The sequence below is a fragment of the Klebsiella sp. Shm-1 genome, from assembly GCF_040804525.1.
Classification (GTDB): Bacteria; Pseudomonadota; Gammaproteobacteria; order Enterobacterales; family Enterobacteriaceae; genus Klebsiella; species Klebsiella pneumoniae.
This window is the reverse complement of record NZ_CP161823.1, coordinates 4,438,584-4,455,109: the sequence shown is the minus strand read 5'-3', so window position 1 is coordinate 4,455,109 and position 16,526 is coordinate 4,438,584. Positions and strand designations below refer to the sequence as shown.

General features: G+C 58.4%; 14 protein-coding genes. 10 read left to right on the top strand and 4 right to left on the bottom strand.

The window, feature by feature from the left end:
* The first annotated feature begins 93 nt into the window (after positions 1–93).
* The 5 genes from AB1E37_RS21775 (at position 94) to deoD (ending at position 6,101) form a co-directional block, all read left to right on the top strand.
* Positions 94–1,371 (top strand): NupC/NupG family nucleoside CNT transporter, encoded by a 1,278-nt coding sequence (locus AB1E37_RS21775; protein ID WP_004146034.1) that lies wholly within the window; start codon positions 94–96, stop codon positions 1,369–1,371.
* 416 nt (positions 1,372–1,787) lie between these two features.
* Positions 1,788–2,567 carry a deoxyribose-phosphate aldolase gene (deoC, locus tag AB1E37_RS21770; RefSeq protein WP_002887784.1) on the top strand — a complete coding sequence of 260 codons (780 nt, stop codon included), beginning with the start codon at positions 1,788–1,790 and terminating at the stop codon, positions 2,565–2,567.
* 113 nt (positions 2,568–2,680) lie between these two features.
* The gene (deoA, locus tag AB1E37_RS21765; RefSeq protein ID WP_002887787.1) at positions 2,681–4,003 is read left to right on the top strand and encodes a thymidine phosphorylase; all 1,323 of its coding nucleotides are present in this window, start codon (positions 2,681–2,683) and stop codon (positions 4,001–4,003) included.
* Positions 4,004–4,055: 52 nt separating this feature from the next.
* Positions 4,056–5,279, top strand: coding sequence for a phosphopentomutase (deoB, locus tag AB1E37_RS21760; RefSeq protein WP_004151380.1), 1,224 nt, complete (start codon positions 4,056–4,058; stop codon positions 5,277–5,279).
* A gap of 102 nt (positions 5,280–5,381) precedes the next feature.
* A complete protein-coding gene (gene deoD, locus AB1E37_RS21755) occupies positions 5,382–6,101 on the top strand; it encodes a purine-nucleoside phosphorylase (RefSeq protein ID WP_002887789.1) in 720 nt (239 codons plus the stop codon).
* Positions 6,102–6,181: 80 nt separating this feature from the next.
* Here deoD and lplA read toward each other — a convergent pair whose 3' ends face one another.
* Both lplA and AB1E37_RS21745 read right to left on the bottom strand, forming a co-directional pair.
* Positions 6,182–7,198 carry a lipoate--protein ligase LplA gene (gene lplA / locus AB1E37_RS21750; protein ID WP_032448246.1) on the bottom strand — a complete coding sequence of 339 codons (1,017 nt, stop codon included), beginning with the start codon at positions 7,196–7,198 and terminating at the stop codon, positions 6,182–6,184.
* Positions 7,198–7,845, bottom strand: a complete 648-nt coding sequence (locus tag AB1E37_RS21745) for a YtjB family periplasmic protein (protein WP_002887794.1) — start codon at positions 7,843–7,845, stop codon at positions 7,198–7,200. The genes lplA and AB1E37_RS21745 overlap by 1 nt, the downstream gene beginning before the upstream one ends.
* Positions 7,846–7,949: 104 nt before the next feature.
* Here AB1E37_RS21745 and serB point away from each other — a divergent pair, with 104 nt between their 5' ends.
* From serB to nadR, 3 genes are read left to right on the top strand one after another with little or no spacing between them, the layout of a single operon-like run.
* Positions 7,950–8,921 carry a phosphoserine phosphatase gene (gene serB / locus AB1E37_RS21740; protein ID WP_004177487.1) on the top strand — a complete coding sequence of 324 codons (972 nt, stop codon included), beginning with the start codon at positions 7,950–7,952 and terminating at the stop codon, positions 8,919–8,921.
* A 9-nt stretch (positions 8,922–8,930) separates the two neighbouring features.
* Positions 8,931–10,313, top strand: coding sequence for a DNA repair protein RadA (gene radA / locus AB1E37_RS21735; RefSeq protein ID WP_002887800.1), 1,383 nt, complete (start codon positions 8,931–8,933; stop codon positions 10,311–10,313).
* A gap of 21 nt (positions 10,314–10,334) precedes the next feature.
* A complete protein-coding gene (gene nadR / locus AB1E37_RS21730) occupies positions 10,335–11,567 on the top strand; it encodes a multifunctional transcriptional regulator/nicotinamide-nucleotide adenylyltransferase/ribosylnicotinamide kinase NadR (RefSeq protein ID WP_002887802.1) in 1,233 nt (410 codons plus the stop codon).
* 93 nt (positions 11,568–11,660) lie between these two features.
* Here the strand turns inward: nadR and ettA are convergent, their stop codons facing one another.
* Positions 11,661–13,328 carry an energy-dependent translational throttle protein EttA gene (gene ettA, locus AB1E37_RS21725; protein WP_002887805.1) on the bottom strand — a complete coding sequence of 556 codons (1,668 nt, stop codon included), beginning with the start codon at positions 13,326–13,328 and terminating at the stop codon, positions 11,661–11,663.
* A gap of 228 nt (positions 13,329–13,556) precedes the next feature.
* Here ettA and sltY point away from each other — a divergent pair, with 228 nt between their 5' ends.
* Entirely contained in the window at positions 13,557–15,494 is a 1,938-nt protein-coding gene (gene sltY, locus AB1E37_RS21720; protein WP_032448250.1) for a murein transglycosylase, read from the top strand.
* An 88-nt stretch (positions 15,495–15,582) separates the two neighbouring features.
* Entirely contained in the window at positions 15,583–15,912 is a 330-nt protein-coding gene (gene trpR / locus AB1E37_RS21715) for a trp operon repressor (protein WP_002887809.1), read from the top strand.
* Here trpR and yjjX read toward each other — a convergent pair.
* Complete coding sequence (gene yjjX / locus AB1E37_RS21710) at positions 15,899–16,414, bottom strand: inosine/xanthosine triphosphatase (protein WP_002887810.1); 516 nt, start codon at positions 16,412–16,414, stop codon at positions 15,899–15,901. The two genes, trpR and yjjX, sit on opposite strands and share 14 nt — an antisense overlap.
* Between the last annotated feature and the right edge of the window lie 112 nt (positions 16,415–16,526).

Below are 16,526 nucleotides of genomic sequence, written 5' to 3'. Positions count from 1 at the left end.
GCTTAAAATGTGTGAAGCCAGACGGGCAGGATAGTTTCAGGCCGATATAATCACGCGGTTAGTACTGGACTATCAAAAACACAGGGAATCTGTATGCAAATCCTCATGGGACTTATCGGCATGGTGGCGCTATTGGCCATTGCTGTGCTGCTCTCCAATAACCGAAAAGCCATTAACCTGCGCACCGTGCTCGGCGCCTGGATAATCCAGGTGGGTATCGGCGCGTTAATATTGTATGTACCGGCCGGGCGCGCGGCGCTATTAGCGATGTCGAATGGCGTCGCCAGCGTTATTGCCTACGGCAATGAAGGGATTAGTTTCATCTTCGGCGGGCTGGTCTCCGATAAAATGTTCGAGGTGTTTGGCGGCGGCGGCTTCGTCTTTGCCCTGCGCGTGCTGCCGGTGATCGTCTTCTTCTCGTCGCTGATTGCCGTGCTTTACTACCTGGGCATTATGCAGCTGGTCATTCGCATTCTCGGCGGCGCGCTGCGGGCAGTGCTGAAGACCTCACGTACCGAATCGCTGTCGGCCACGGCAAACATCTTTGTTGGCCAGACCGAAGCGCCGCTGGTGGTGCGTCCTTATATCGCCACCATGACTCGCTCGGAGCTGTTTGCGGTCATGTGCGGCGGCCTGGCCTCGGTGGCGGGCTCGGTACTGGCGGGCTATGCGCAGATGGGCGTTCCGCTGGAGTACCTTATTGCCGCGTCGTTTATGGCGGCGCCGGGAGGCCTGCTGTTTGCCAAAATTATCGTACCGGAAACGGAAAAACCGGACGATAACCCGGCTCATGACAGCCAAAGCGCTGACGCGGATAAACCGGCCAACGTGCTGGATGCCGCCGCCTCCGGCGCCGCGTCTGGTATGCAACTGGCGCTCAACGTCGGCGCGATGCTGCTGGCGTTTATTGCGCTGATCGCCCTGCTGAACGGCATACTCTCCGGCGTCGGCGGCTGGTTTAACCATCCTGAGCTGTCGCTGCAGATGATCCTCGGCTGGATCTTCTCACCCCTGGCGTGGGTGATTGGCGTGCCGTGGCACGAAGCGACGGTGGCGGGGTCGTTTATCGGCCAGAAGCTGATCATTAACGAGTTCGTGGCCTACATGAACTTTGGCGAATATTTAAAGGCGGATGCCGAAGTGGCGGCGGCCGGGCTGCAGGTCATTTCAGATCACACCAAAGCCATTATCTCTTTCGCGCTGTGCGGCTTTGCCAACCTGTCATCGATCGCCATTCTGATTGGCGGACTCGGGGGAATGGCGCCCAACCGGCGGCAGGATATCGCTCAGCTTGGGCTACGTGCGGTAGCGGCGGGGACGCTATCCAACCTGATGAGCGCCACCATCGCCGGGGTTTTTCTCGCCCTGTAAGCCTGTCTCCTGAACCAGCGGCCACCGTGCCGCTGGTGTTGCTGTAAATGTGATAATTCCATCACCACTCTCTTTTTTGAAAAATAGTTTATATTTCAATTTGTAGCGTTTTAATTGCCCGTAAATTGGGCAAAATGTGCGCCACGCTATCGAGTGTAATTGTTATTGTGTGTTAGAATTATCACATCCTCATCGGCGGCGTGGTATCTATTATGCTTAAGAGGGGACTAACGATAATTGCTACGGTATTGAGTGGTAATTTGTGATTTTAATCACGTTACAGTAATGCAAATTCGTAAGTAGTTTTCATTAACTGTGATGAATGTCGAAGTGTAACGACGAGCGAATGTTACAATAGTAACAGACTCGCAAGGTGAACAAACTATTGATCCGGCACGACGCCGGCGGAGTATGAAATGACTGATTTAAAAGCAAGCAGCCTGCGCGCGTTAAAACTGATGGACCTGACCACTCTGAATGACGACGACACCAATGAGAAAGTCATTGCCCTGTGTCATCAGGCGAAAACGCCGGTGGGTAACACCGCGGCGGTCTGCATCTACCCGCGCTTCATCCCGATCGCCCGTAAAACGCTGAATGAGCAGGGGACGCCGGATATTCGCATCGCCACGGTCACCAACTTCCCGCACGGGAATGACGATATCGACATTGCGCTGGCGGAAACCCGCGCGGCGATCGCTTACGGCGCTGACGAAGTGGACGTGGTCTTCCCGTACCGCGCGCTGATCGCCGGCAACGAGCAGGTCGGTTTCGAGCTGGTGAAAGCCTGTAAGGAAGCCTGTGCGGCGGCTAACGTGCTGCTGAAAGTGATCATCGAAACCGGTGAGCTGAAAGAAGAAGCGCTGATCCGTAAAGCGTCTGAAATCTCTATCAAAGCCGGGGCCGATTTCATCAAAACCTCGACCGGTAAAGTGCCGGTAAATGCCACGCCGGAAAGCGCGCGCATCATGATGGAAGTGATCCGCGATATGGGCGTTGAGAAAACCGTTGGCTTCAAACCGGCGGGCGGCGTGCGCAGCGCGGAAGACGCGCAGCAGTTCCTGGCGATCGCTGATGAACTGTTCGGCGCCGACTGGGCCGATTCTCGTCACTATCGTTTTGGCGCATCCAGCCTGCTGGCTAGCCTGTTGAAAGCCCTGGGTCACGGCGACGGCAAGAGCGCCAGCAGCTACTAATCCCTTGATTTGCCGGATGGCGCTGCGCTTATCCGGCCTACGAATTGATGCCTGTAGGCCGGATAAGGCGCTCGCGCCGTCATCCGGCAATTTATTCTCTTTGGGAGGTTACCGTGTTTCTCGCACAAGAAATTATTCGTAAAAAACGTGATGGTCAGGCATTAAGCGATGAAGAGATCCGCTTTTTCATCAACGGCATCCGCGACAATACTATCTCTGAAGGGCAGATCGCCGCGCTGGCGATGACCATCTTCTTCCACGATATGTCTATGCCGGAGCGCGTTTCGCTGACCATGGCGATGCGGGATTCCGGTACCGTTCTGGACTGGAAAAGCCTCAACCTTAACGGTCCGATCGTCGATAAACACTCTACCGGCGGCGTCGGGGATGTCACTTCGCTGATGCTGGGGCCGATGGTGGCCGCCTGCGGTGGTTACGTACCGATGATCTCCGGCCGCGGCCTCGGCCATACCGGCGGTACGCTGGACAAACTGGAAGCGATCCCGGGCTTCGATATCTTCCCGGACGACAACCGCTTCCGCGAGATTATAAAAGATGTTGGCGTGGCAATTATCGGGCAGACCAGCTCCCTTGCCCCGGCCGACAAACGTTTCTATGCCACCCGCGATATTACCGCGACGGTGGACTCCATCCCGCTGATTACCGCCTCGATTCTGGCGAAGAAGCTGGCGGAAGGGCTGGATGCGCTGGTGATGGACGTCAAAGTCGGCAGCGGCGCCTTTATGCCGACTTATGAACTCTCTGCCGCGCTGGCCGAAGCGATCGTGGGTGTCGCCAACGGCGCCGGCGTGCGCACCACCGCGCTGCTGACCGATATGAATCAGGTACTGGCCTCCAGCGCCGGCAACGCCGTTGAAGTTCGCGAAGCGGTGCAGTTCCTGACCGGCGAATATCGCAACCCGCGCCTGTTCGACGTGACAATGGCGCTGTGTGTGGAAATGCTGATCTCCGGCAAGCTGGCGGCGGACGATGCCGAGGCGCGCGCGAAGCTGCAGGCGGTGCTGGATAACGGTAAAGCGGCGGAAGTGTTTGGCCGCATGGTCGCGGCGCAGAAAGGGCCGAGCGACTTTGTCGAGAATTATGCTAATTATCTGCCGACGGCGATGCTGAGCAAAGCAGTCTATGCTGATACCGAAGGTTTTATCAGCGCGATGGATACTCGCGCGCTGGGCATGGCAGTGGTTTCTATGGGCGGCGGCCGCCGTCAGGCATCGGACACCATTGACTATAGCGTTGGCTTTACCGAGATGGCGCGTCTGGGTGACCGCGTCGACGGACAGCGTCCGCTGGCGGTGATCCATGCCAAAGACGAGAACAGCTGGCAGGAGGCCGCGAAAGCGGTCAAAGCGGCCATTAAACTGGACGATAAAGCCCCGGAAATTACACCGACAGTCTATCGCCGTATCACTGAATAGCGATATACTGATCTGATCGCTTTTTTGCAGCGCAAGATGTATGGAGAACAAGATGAAACGTGCATTTATCATGGTGCTGGACTCCTTTGGGATTGGCGCAACGGAAGACGCAGACCGCTTTGGCGACGTCGGCGCCGATACGCTGGGCCACATTGCAGAAGCCTGCGCCAAAGGCGAGGCTGACCACGGCCGCAAAGGCCCGCTGAATTTACCGAACCTGACCCGTCTGGGTCTGGTGAAAGCGCATGAAGGCTCCACCGGTAAAATTGCCGCGGGTATGGATGGCAATGCCGAAGTGATTGGCGCCTATGCCTGGGCGCATGAACTTTCTTCCGGTAAAGATACCCCGTCCGGTCACTGGGAAATCGCCGGCGTGCCGGTGCTGTTTGACTGGGGCTACTTCAGCGACCAGGAAAACAGCTTCCCGCAGGAGCTGCTGGATAAGCTGGTGAAACGCGCCAACCTGCCGGGCTATCTCGGCAACTGCCACTCCTCCGGGACGGTGATCCTCGATCAGCTCGGCGAAGAGCATATGAAAACCGGGAAACCGATCTTCTATACCTCCGCTGACTCGGTGTTCCAGATCGCCTGCCACGAAGAGACCTTTGGCCTCGACAAGCTGTATGAGCTGTGCGAAATCGCGCGTGAAGAGCTGACCGAAGGCGGCTATAACATTGGTCGCGTGATTGCTCGTCCTTTCGTGGGCGACAAAGCCGGTAACTTCCAGCGTACCGGTAACCGTCACGACCTGGCGGTAGAGCCGCCGGCGCCGACCGTGCTGCAGAAGCTGGTCGATGAGAAAAACGGCCACGTGGTGTCCGTGGGTAAAATCGCCGATATCTACGCCAACTGCGGTATCACTAAGAAAGTGAAAGCCACTGGGCTGGACGCGCTGTTCGACGCGACCATCAAAGAGATGAAGGAAGCGGGCGACGAGACTATCGTCTTCACTAACTTCGTCGATTTTGACTCCTCCTGGGGCCACCGTCGTGACGTCGCTGGCTACGCGGCGGGTCTGGAGCTCTTCGACCGCCGTCTGCCGGAGCTGATGGAGCTGGTTGGTGAGGACGACATCCTGATCCTCACCGCCGACCACGGCTGCGACCCGACCTGGACCGGTACTGACCACACCCGCGAGCATATCCCGGTGCTGGTGTACGGCCCGAAAGTGAAACCAGGTTCGCTCGGTCACCGTGAAACCTTCGCGGACATCGGCCAGACTATTGCGAAATACTTTGGTACGTCTGACATGGAATATGGCAAAGCCATGTTCTGAGGTCATTGCCCGGTGGCGCACAGCGATCCGGGCCTACGATTTGTAGGCCGGGTAAGGCGTAGCCGCCACCCGGCAAAAACAACAATGTAAAAGGAACTGAAGATGGCAACTCCTCACATTAACGCAGAAATGGGCGATTTCGCTGACGTCGTTTTGATGCCGGGCGACCCGCTGCGCGCGAAGCACATTGCAGAAACCTTCCTCGAAGACGTGCGTGAAGTGAACAACGTGCGCGGCATGCTGGGCTTCACCGGTACCTATAAAGGCCGCAAAATCTCCGTGATGGGCCACGGGATGGGTATCCCGTCCTGCTCTATCTACACCAAAGAGCTGATCACCGATTTCGGCGTGAAGAAAATCATCCGCGTGGGCTCCTGCGGCGCGGTGCGTGAAGATGTCAAACTGCGTGACGTGGTGATCGGCATGGGCGCGTGCACCGACTCTAAAGTGAACCGTCTGCGTTTCAAAGACCATGATTTTGCGGCGATTGCCGATTTCGGCATGGTGCGTAATGCGGTAGACGCGGCGAAAGCGCTGGGCGTTGACGCGCGCGTCGGCAACATCTTCTCCGCAGACCTGTTCTATACGCCGGACCCGTCCATGTTCGACGTGATGGAAAAATACGGCATTCTGGGCGTGGAAATGGAAGCGGCGGGTATCTACGGCGTGGCGGCGGAGTTCGGCGCGAAAGCGCTGACCATCTGCACCGTCTCCGACCACATCCGTACCCACGAGCAGACCACTGCCGCTGAACGTCAGACGACCTTCAACGACATGATCAAAATCGCGCTGGAATCCGTGCTGCTGGGCGATAAAGAGTAAGAGCTGTTGTGCCGGGTGGCGGCTTCGTCTGACCCGGCCTACGGTTTTCCCGGCCCGCTAAGCGCAGCGGGCTTTTTTTATCAGCGCACTGCGCCGGCAATCCACGCCGACAGTTCTTTCAGTTCCGCTTCCTGCTCCGGGAAATCGCCGACCAGCGCCTCGCACTGCTGCTGTAATACTTCCGCCCGATACTGACAGCCGACTAAGCGTGCCGCCAGGGCCTCCAGCGGCGCCGGGTTCAGGCTATCGGTAAAGGCCTGCGCGCGGGTGATATGCCCTTTTTCGACGTCAAAATGCAGCTCAACGCCGCCCCAGCGAAAGCGCTCGTCCAGAAGATGAGAGAAGGCCGGTGCCTGGCCGAAGTTCCACTCCCAGCTGCTCTGACGGGCGAATGTCTCAGCAAAATTTGGTAGATCCGGCGTGTTGTCGGGGGAGATCACCTCGGCGTCCACCCGTTCGCCGTAATGGCTGAAGAATGCTTCCTGGATCGCCTCGCAAACTTGCTGATTGGTAATGCCCGGCAGCAGCTCAACCAGGTTCGCCACCCGTCCGCGCACCGAGGTAATGCCTTTAGCCTGCAGCTTTTTCTGGTCCGGGTTGAGGTAGTTGGCGAGACGGCTTAAATCGGCGTTGAGCAGCAGGGTGCCGTGATGAAAACCGCGGTCCATGGTTTCACGATAGGCGGAGCCGGAGACTTTGCGGTCGCCGCTGTCGGTTTTGACCACCAGATCGTTGCGCCCGGAGGCTTCGGCGGTTACGCCGAGTGAATTAAGCGCCGTCAGCACAATAGCGGTGGAGACGGTTTTGTCGTACTCCGGTTTGCCTGCCATAAAGGTAAAGCAGGTATTGCCGAGGTCGTGGAACACCGCGCCGCCGCCGCTGCTGCGACGGGCCAGCCGCACATGGTCTTCTTCCATGCGGCGGGTATTACACTCCTTCCACGGGTTCTGCGCGCGGCCGATGACCACGGTATCGGCATTGCGCCACAGGAACAGCACCCGCTGGGTGGCGGGCATCTGGCGGAAAATGCACTCCTCGACCGCCAGGTTGAACCACGGGTCGTAAGAGTCAGAGAGCAGGAGGCGCAATGTGGACATTATAGATTTCCTTTCTTTTCATCGTCTTCATCCTCAACCGGCTTGTTGGCGGTGAGCAGGAAGGGCGATTGCTGCCAGCGGGTGCGTTTGCCCTGCAGCAGCGTGCGGGTCAGCACCACGCCGATAGCCAGGGACAGTAACAGCATCAGGCGTAAGATATTGGTGGTATTATCCACCTGCTTCGCCTCGGTCGCCAGGGTATGAGTATCGAGGGTCAGACGCAGGTAGCCCAGCGGGCCGTTTTTTCCTGGCACCGGTTCGACAATCTGCTGGTTGAAGTAGCCGCCGGCTTTTTTACCATCCAGCGCCAGCCGGTCGCGAACCTCGACGCTTTCGCCAGAGCGCGCCACCAGGTCGCCCTGTTCGTCATATACGCCGGCGTCCAGGACGCGGCTGTTATGGGTTAGCTGGGTCAACAGCTGATTGATGCGCTTCTCGTCAGGCGTCTCGCTGCGCATCAGCGGCGCGAGATTCAGCACCACCTGCTGCGCCAGCGTGCGGGCCAGCTCTTCCAGCTGCGGATTGCGTTGTTTCTGACTGTTCTGACTGAACCACGAAGCGCCCTGCATCAGCGCGACGAGCAGGGCGAGACAGATAAGAACAATGACCGCACGATGCAGCCGGAATTTCAGTTTTGCGCGAACCATATTCCACCTTTGAAAATTTGCAGCTTAATGTTGCCAGAAGCGCTGGTTACAAGGTAGCCTCATGCGTTATTTTCCTCGCCTGAATGAAGAGATGTGGAGCCGTAATGCCTAACAGTTTGACCTGGTGCGACCTGCCTGAAGACGTTTCCCTGTGGCCTGGGTTGCCGCTTTCCCTGAGCGGCGACGAGGTCATGCCGCTGGATTATCACGCCGGGCGCAGCGGCTGGCTGCTGTATGGTCGCGGTCTGGATAAACGTCGGCTGACGGCGTGGCAGCGTGAGCTGGGCGCCGCGTTAGTGATCGTTGCCTCCTGGGTGGTCGAGGATTACCAGGTGATCCGTTTGGCCGGTTCGCTGACTCCCCGTGCGACGCGACTGGCGCATGAGGCGGGGCTGGACGTCGCGCCATTGGGTAAAATTCCCCATTTGCGCACCCCGGGCCTGCTGGTGATGGACATGGACTCCACGGCGATTCAGATCGAATGCATCGATGAGATCGCGAAACTGGCCGGCACCGGCGAGCTGGTCTCGGAAGTGACCGAGCGGGCGATGCGTGGCGAGCTGGACTTCACCGCCAGCCTGCGCCAGCGCGTGGCGACGTTGAAAGACGCCGATGCCAGTATTTTGCTGCAGGTTCGCGACGCGCTGCCGCTGATGCCGGGCCTAGCGCAGCTGGTGCTCAAGCTGGAAACGCTGGGCTGGAAAGTGGCGATCGCCTCCGGCGGTTTCACCTTCTTTGCCGAGTATCTGCGCGACAAACTGCATCTCGACGCGGTATTCGCCAATGAGCTGGAGATCCGCGACGGCAAGCTCACCGGCAACGTGCTCGGCGATATCGTCGATGCGAAATATAAAGCCAATACGTTGCGCAAGCTGGCGGAAAAGTATGAGATCCCAACGGCGCAAACCGTGGCTATCGGCGATGGCGCCAACGACCTGCCGATGATTAAGGCAGCAGGGCTTGGCATCGCCTATCACGCGAAGCCCAAAGTGAATGAACAGGCGGAAGTGACTATCCGCCACGCTGACCTGATGGGGGTATTCTGTATTCTCTCGGGCAGCATGAACCAAAAGTAAGAGGTAAACGTGGCGAAAGCTCCAAAACGCGCATTTGTCTGTAATGAATGTGGTGCGGATTATCCGCGCTGGCAGGGGCAGTGCAGCGCCTGCCATGCCTGGAACACCATCACCGAGATGCGCATCGCCGCGTCGCCGCAGGTGGCGAGAAACGAGCGTCTTTCAGGCTATGCCGGTAACGCCGGCGTGTCGAAGGTGCAGAAGCTGTCAGATATCAGCCTGGAGGCGCTGCCGCGTTTCTCCACCGGCTTTAAAGAATTTGACCGCGTGCTGGGCGGCGGCGTGGTACCGGGCAGCGCGATCCTGATTGGCGGCAACCCCGGCGCGGGCAAATCGACGCTGCTGCTGCAAACCCTCTGCAAACTGGCGGAAGGGATGAAAACCCTGTACGTCACCGGGGAGGAGTCCCTGCAGCAGGTGGCGATGCGCGCCCATCGTCTCGGGTTGCCAACGGCCAACCTGAACATGCTCTCGGAAACCAGCATTGAGCAGATCTGTCAGATCGCCGATGAAGAAAAGCCGCAGCTGATGGTGATCGACTCCATCCAGGTGATGCATATGGCCGACGTGCAGTCGTCGCCGGGCAGCGTCGCCCAGGTACGGGAAACCGCGGCCTATTTGACGCGCTTTGCTAAAACTCGCGGCGTGGCGATTGTGATGGTCGGCCACGTCACCAAAGACGGCTCGCTGGCCGGTCCGAAGGTGCTGGAGCACTGTATCGACTGCTCGGTGCTGCTGGACGGGGATGCCGACTCCCGCTTCCGCACGTTGCGCAGCCATAAAAACCGCTTTGGCGCGGTGAACGAGCTGGGCGTCTTCGCCATGACCGAGCAGGGCCTGCGCGAAGTGAGCAACCCGTCCGCTATCTTCCTCAGCCGGGGAGATGAAATCACCTCCGGTAGCTCGGTGATGGTGGTCTGGGAAGGGACCCGCCCGCTGCTGGTGGAGATCCAGGCGCTGGTCGATCACTCAATGATGTCCAACCCGCGCCGCGTGGCGGTGGGGCTGGAACAGAACCGTCTGGCGATCCTGCTAGCGGTGCTGCACCGTCACGGCGGCCTACAGATGGCCGATCAGGACGTCTTCGTCAATGTGGTCGGCGGGGTGAAGGTCACGGAAACCAGCGCCGACCTGGCGCTGCTGCTGGCGATGGTCTCCAGCCTGCGCGACCGTCCTCTGCCGCAGGATCTGGTGGTCTTTGGCGAAGTGGGGCTGGCCGGGGAAATTCGCCCGGTACCGAGCGGTCAGGAGCGTATCTCCGAAGCAGCCAAGCACGGCTTCCGCCGCGCCATCGTCCCGGCGGCCAATGTGCCGAAAAAAGTGCCGGAAGGCATGCAAATCTTTGGCGTGAAAAAGCTTTCAGACGCGCTAAGCGTTTTTGACGACTTATAATAAGTTAAAAGGAGATTAGCGATGTCGTCATTTGACTATTTAAAAAGCGCCATTAAGCAGAAAGGCTGTACCCTGCAGCAGGTGGCGGAAGCCAGCGGAATGACCAAGGGGTATCTTAGCCAACTGCTGAATGCCAAAATCAAAAGCCCGAGCGCGCAGAAGCTTGAAGCGCTGCATCGTTTCCTCGGGCTGGAGTTTCCCCGCCGACAGAAAAGCGTCGGCGTGGTGTTTGGTAAGTTTTACCCACTGCATACCGGGCATATCTACCTGATACAGCGCGCCTGTAGCCAGGTCGATGAGCTGCATATCATTATGGGCTATGACGACACCCGCGACCGCGAGCTGTTTGAAGAGAGCGCCATGTCGCAACAGCCGACGGTGCCTGACCGCCTGCGCTGGCTGCTGCAAACCTTTAAATATCAGAAGAATATTCGCATCCACGCCTTCAATGAAGAGGGGATGGAGCCCTATCCGCACGGCTGGGACGTGTGGAGCCATGGGATCCGCGCTTTTATGAGCGAAAAAGGGATCGAGCCGAACCGGATCTATACCTCGGAAGAGGCCGATGCGCCGCAGTACCTTGAGCATCTGGGGATCGAGACGGTGCTTATCGATCCTAAGCGGACCTTTATGAATATTAGCGGCGGGCAGATCCGCGAGAACCCGTTCCGCTACTGGGAATATATTCCGACGGAAGTGAAACCGTTCTTTGTGCGGACGGTGGCGATCCTCGGCGGCGAGTCGAGCGGTAAATCGACGCTGGTCAATAAACTCGCCAATATCTTCAATACCACCAGCGCCTGGGAATATGGCCGGGATTATGTTTTTTCGCATCTCGGCGGCGATGAGATGGCGCTCCAGTATTCGGATTACGATAAAATTGCCCTTGGGCATGCGCAGTATATTGATTTTGCGGTGAAATATGCCAACAAGGTGGCGTTCATCGATACCGACTTCGTCAGCACTCAGGCCTTCTGTCTGAAGTACGAGGGACGTGAGCACCCGTTTGTGCAGGCGCTGATTGATGAATACCGCTTCGACCTGGTGATCCTGCTGGAGAACAATACCCCGTGGGTGGCCGATGGACTGCGCAGTCTTGGGAGCTCGGTGGATCGTAAAGAGTTTCAGTCGTTGCTGGTATCGCTGCTGAAAGAGAACGAGATCGAATTCGTTCATGTGAAGGAGTCGGACTACGATGCCCGGTTCCTGCGCTGCGTCGAGCTGGTGAAACAGCTGATGGGCGAGCAGGGGTAGGGGCTCTGCGGGCAGTTGCCCTCACCCCAACCCTCTCCCAATGGGAGAGGGAGCAAACATTAAAAAAGGCAACTTGCGTTGCCTTTTTGCGTTTTATTTCGCGATACGTTTGTACTTGATTCGCTTCGGCTCCAGCGCGTCGGCGCCGAGAGTGCGTTTCTTGTACTCTTCGTACTCGGTAAAGTTACCTTCGAAGAACTCAACCTTACCTTCATCCTGGTAATCCAGAATGTGGGTGGCAATACGGTCAAGGAACCAGCGGTCGTGCGAGATAACCATCGCGCAGCCCGGGAACTCCAGCAGGGCGTTTTCCAGCGCGCGCAGGGTTTCGATATCCAGGTCGTTGGTTGGTTCATCGAGCAGCAGGACGTTACCGCCGACCTGCAGCAGTTTCGCCAGGTGCAGACGACCACGTTCACCGCCGGACAGCTCGCCAACGCGTTTACCCTGGTCGACGCCTTTGAAGTTAAAGCGGCCCACGTAGGCGCGGCTCGGCATCTCGGTGTTGCCGATCTTCATGATATCCAGGCCGCCAGACACTTCTTCCCACACGGTCTTACTGTTGTCCATCGCGTCGCGGAACTGATCGACGGAAGCCAGCTTAACGGTTTCACCCAGGGTGATGGTGCCGGAATCAGGCTGTTCCTGGCCGGACATCATGCGGAAGAGGGTGGATTTACCCGCGCCGTTCGGACCGATGATGCCGACGATAGCGCCTTTCGGTACCGAGAAGCTCAGATCGTCAATCAGAACGCGGTCGCCGTAGGATTTGCGCAGATGGCTGACTTCCAGAACTTTATCGCCCAGACGCGGGCCTGGCGGAATGAACAGTTCGTTAGTCTCGTTACGTTTCTGATATTCAACGTTGTTAAGCTCTTCAAAGCGCGCCAGGCGGGCTTTGCCCTTAGACTGACGGCCTTTCGCGCCCTGGCGAACCCACTCGAGTTCTTTCTCGATAGATTTGCGGCGTGCGGCTTCCTGAGAAGCTTCCTGCGCCAGACGCTGGTCTTTCTGCTCCAGCCAGGAGGAGTAGTTGCCTTCCCACGGAATACCTTCGCCGCGGTCAAGCTCGAGGATCCAGCCGGCGACGTTATCAAGGAAGTAACGGTCGTGGGTAATCGCCACCACGGTGCCTTCGAAGTCGTGCAGGAAGCGTTCCAGCCAGGCGACGGACTCGGCGTCGAGGTGGTTGGTCGGTTCGTCGAGCAGCAGCATATCCGGTTTTTCCAGCAGCAGACGGCACAGCGCGACGCGGCGGCGTTCACCACCGGAAAGATTAGCGATTTTCGCATCCCAGTCCGGCAGGCGCAGGGCGTCGGCCGCGCGCTCCAGCTGGACGTTCAGGTTGTGGCCGTCGTGCGCCTGGATAATCTCTTCGAACTTGCCTTGCTGTGCGGCAAGCTTATCGAAGTCCGCATCCGGCTCGGCGTATTTGGCATAGACTTCGTCCAGACCCTTCAGCGCGTTAACCACTTCGGCGACCGCTTCTTCCACGGACTCGCGCACGGTGTGCTCCGGGTTGAGCTGCGGCTCCTGCGGCAGGTAGCCGATTTTGATGCCGGGCTGCGGACGCGCTTCACCTTCGATCTCGGTGTCGATACCGGCCATGATGCGCAGCAGGGTAGATTTACCGGCGCCGTTCAGACCGAGCACACCGATTTTCGCGCCAGGGAAAAAGCTGAGGGAGATATTTTTCAAAATATGACGTTTCGGCGGAACCACTTTGCCGACACGATGCATGGTATAAACGAATTGAGCCACGTTGGACTTCGCCTCTTTCTATTTTGATAGATAGTTCAAAGCCGAAGTGTAGCCTTTTTCGCGCGCTAATCCCAGCGAGGCGACAGGATTCACAGAAGCGTAAAAAAATGTCCAGGACATGGCGCGTTTAGCGTTGTCTGATTAGCATAAGTAAAGCCGCCTGCCGAACCGGCAGGGGTTTTTAAGCGGCACGATGCTGCGAAAATGCACCGGAAAGAGGAAGAGCTTGTGGAAAAAGCCAAAAAAATGGCGTGGCATCTTTTGGCTGCCAGCGTTGGTTTGTTGACGTTGAGTCAGCTGGCGCATGCGGATTCACTGGATGAACAGCGCAGCCGCTACGCACAAATTAAGCAGGCGTGGGATAACCGGCAGATGGATGTAGTCGACCAGCTGATGCCCACGTTAAGCACCTATCCCCTGTATCCCTATTTGCAGTACCGACAGATCACCGACGATCTGATGAACCAGCCGGCGCTGGTGGTGAAAAACTTTATTGACGCCAATCCGACGCTGCCCCCTGCGCGTTCATTACGTTCGCGCTTCGTGAATGAACTGGCCCGGCGCAGCGACTGGCGCGGCTTGCTGGCGTTTAGCCCGGATAAGCCGACCAGCACCGAGGCGCTGTGCAACTATTACTACGCCAAGCTGAGCGTGGGGCAGTCGCAGGAGGCCTGGAGCGGGGCGAAAGAGCTGTGGCTGACGGGCAAGAATCAGCCCGGCGCCTGTGAACCGCTGTTCAGCGCCTGGCGCGACTCCGGTCAGCAGGATCCGCTGGCCTATCTCGAACGGATCCGCCTGGCGATGAAGGCCGGCAATATCGGGCTGGTGAAATCGCTGGCCCAGCAAATGCCCGCCAACTACCAGAGCATCGCCAGCGCCGTGGTCGCCCTGGCTAACGATCCAAACAGCGTCCTCACCTTCGCCCGCACCACCGGGGCGACGGACTTTACCCGTCAGATGGCCGCCGTCGCCTTCGCCAGCGTCGCCCGCCAGGACGTGGAAAATGCCCGCCTGATGATCCCTTCGCTGGTACAGGCTCAGCAGCTCAATGAGGATCAGACCCAGGAACTGCGCGATATTGTCGCCTGGCGCCTGATGGGTAGCGATGTAACCGAAGAGCAGGCCATCTGGCGCGATGACGCAATCATGCGTTCGCAGTCCACGCCGCTGGTGGAGCGGCGGGTACGGATGGCGTTGGGGACGGGCGATCGCCATGGCCTCAACACCTGGCTGGCGCGTCTGCCGATGGAGGCGAAAGAGAAAGACGAATGGCGCTACTGGCAGGCGGATCTGCTGCTGGAGCGCGGCAGGGATGAGGAGGCGCAGGCGATCCTTCGCTCGTTGATGCAACAGCGAGGCTTCTACCCGATGGTCGCCGCGCAGCGTCTTGGCGAGGAGTATACCTTCCGCATCGATAAAGCCTCGGGCACCATCGATCCGGCGCTGGCCTCCGGGCCGGAGATGGCGCGGGTACGTGAGCTGATGTACTGGAATATGGATAACACCGCGCGCACCGAATGGGCCAACCTGGTCACTAGTCGCACCAAATCCCAGCAGGCGCAGCTGGCGCGCTATGCCTTCGATCAGCACTGGTGGGATCTGAGCGTGCAGGCGACGATCGCCGGTAAGCTGTGGGATCAGCTGGAAGAACGTTTCCCGCTGGCCTATAACGACCTGTTTGCCCGCTATGTTAGCGGCAAAGATATTCCGCAGAGCTACGCGATGGCGATTGCCCGTCAGGAGAGCGCCTGGAACCCGAAAGTGCGCTCGCCGGTCGGCGCCAGCGGACTGATGCAGATTATGCCGGGCACCGCGACGCATACCGTCAGTATGTTCAGCATTCCCGGCTACAGCGGCCCGTCGCAGCTGTTGGATCCGGAAACCAACATCAACATCGGCACCAGCTATCTGCAGTACGTTTATCAGCAGTTCGGCAATAACCGTATCTACGCCTCAGCGGCCTATAACGCCGGGCCGGGCCGGGTACGCAGCTGGCAGGGGAACAGCGCCGGACGGATCGACGCCGTGGCGTTTGTCGAGAGTATTCCGTTTTCGGAAACCCGCGGTTACGTGAAGAATGTCCTCTCCTATGACGCCTACTACCGCTACTTTATGGGGCAGCAGGATAAGATCCTCAGCGATGCGGAGTGGCGCCAGCGTTACTGATCGCCGGGAAGTATGTTATGCTTTGTACTCGTTGAAGAGTACATTCGACGGGCAGCGTAAGCTGCCCGTCTCAATATGGTGGCGCGATATGACCCAACAATCTCCCTATTCCGCGGCCGTTGCCGAACAACGTCATCAGGAGTGGCTGCGCTTTGTTGCCCTGCTTCAGCAGGCCTATGCTGAGGATCTGCATCTGCCGTTGCTGCAGCTGATGCTGACGCCCGACGAGCGCGAAGCCCTGGGTACCCGGGTGCGCATTATCGAAGAGTTGCTGCGCGGCGAGATGAGCCAGCGTGAGCTGAAAAATGAGCTCGGCGCCGGAATTGCGACCATTACCCGCGGGTCGAACAGCCTGAAATCGGCGCCGGTAGAGCTGCGCCAGTGGCTGGAGCAGACGTTGCTGGCTAGCGATAAATAGCGTTATGGAACGGGCTTAGCGCCAGCACGACCGCCTGGTGGTAAACGCTGCTGCGGGTTAATCTGCCGCCGGTGAAAACCCCAATCGCCCCCTCTTTACGACCGATCTGATCGATGCCGGTATACTGCGACATGACCGGGCCGAGGGCTTCGCCAGCGCGAACCTGCTCAAGAATAACGTCAGGCAACGGCAGCGTCGCTGAGCGCGCTTCTCCGCGCTGGCTGGCGCTTTCGATGACCACCCAGCTAAAGGTGCTGTCATCGTCGATACCGGCTTCGATGGCTACCCAGAAATCGGCATTTGGCTGGGCAAGGCGCGCATTGGCGACGCGATTTCGTGCGCCAGCGCGCGTTTCCTCGCTGCCGAAGGGCTGTTCCGGCACGCCGCTCTCGACGGCGACGGACTCAATGTGGCAGGATCCTTCGCCGAAAATCTCGTCAAAAGCCTGCAGAATTGCCTGAATTTTGGCGGGATTAGTGGTCGCTGAGACAACATGGTGCATAATCAAAACAACTCAGAATAAACTAACGTCATCGCAGTATACTCTAAATCACCCCGAGGGCAGGCGGTAATGCCCGAAAGCGGTTGATAACGAGTCCAGAACGGAAAAAAAG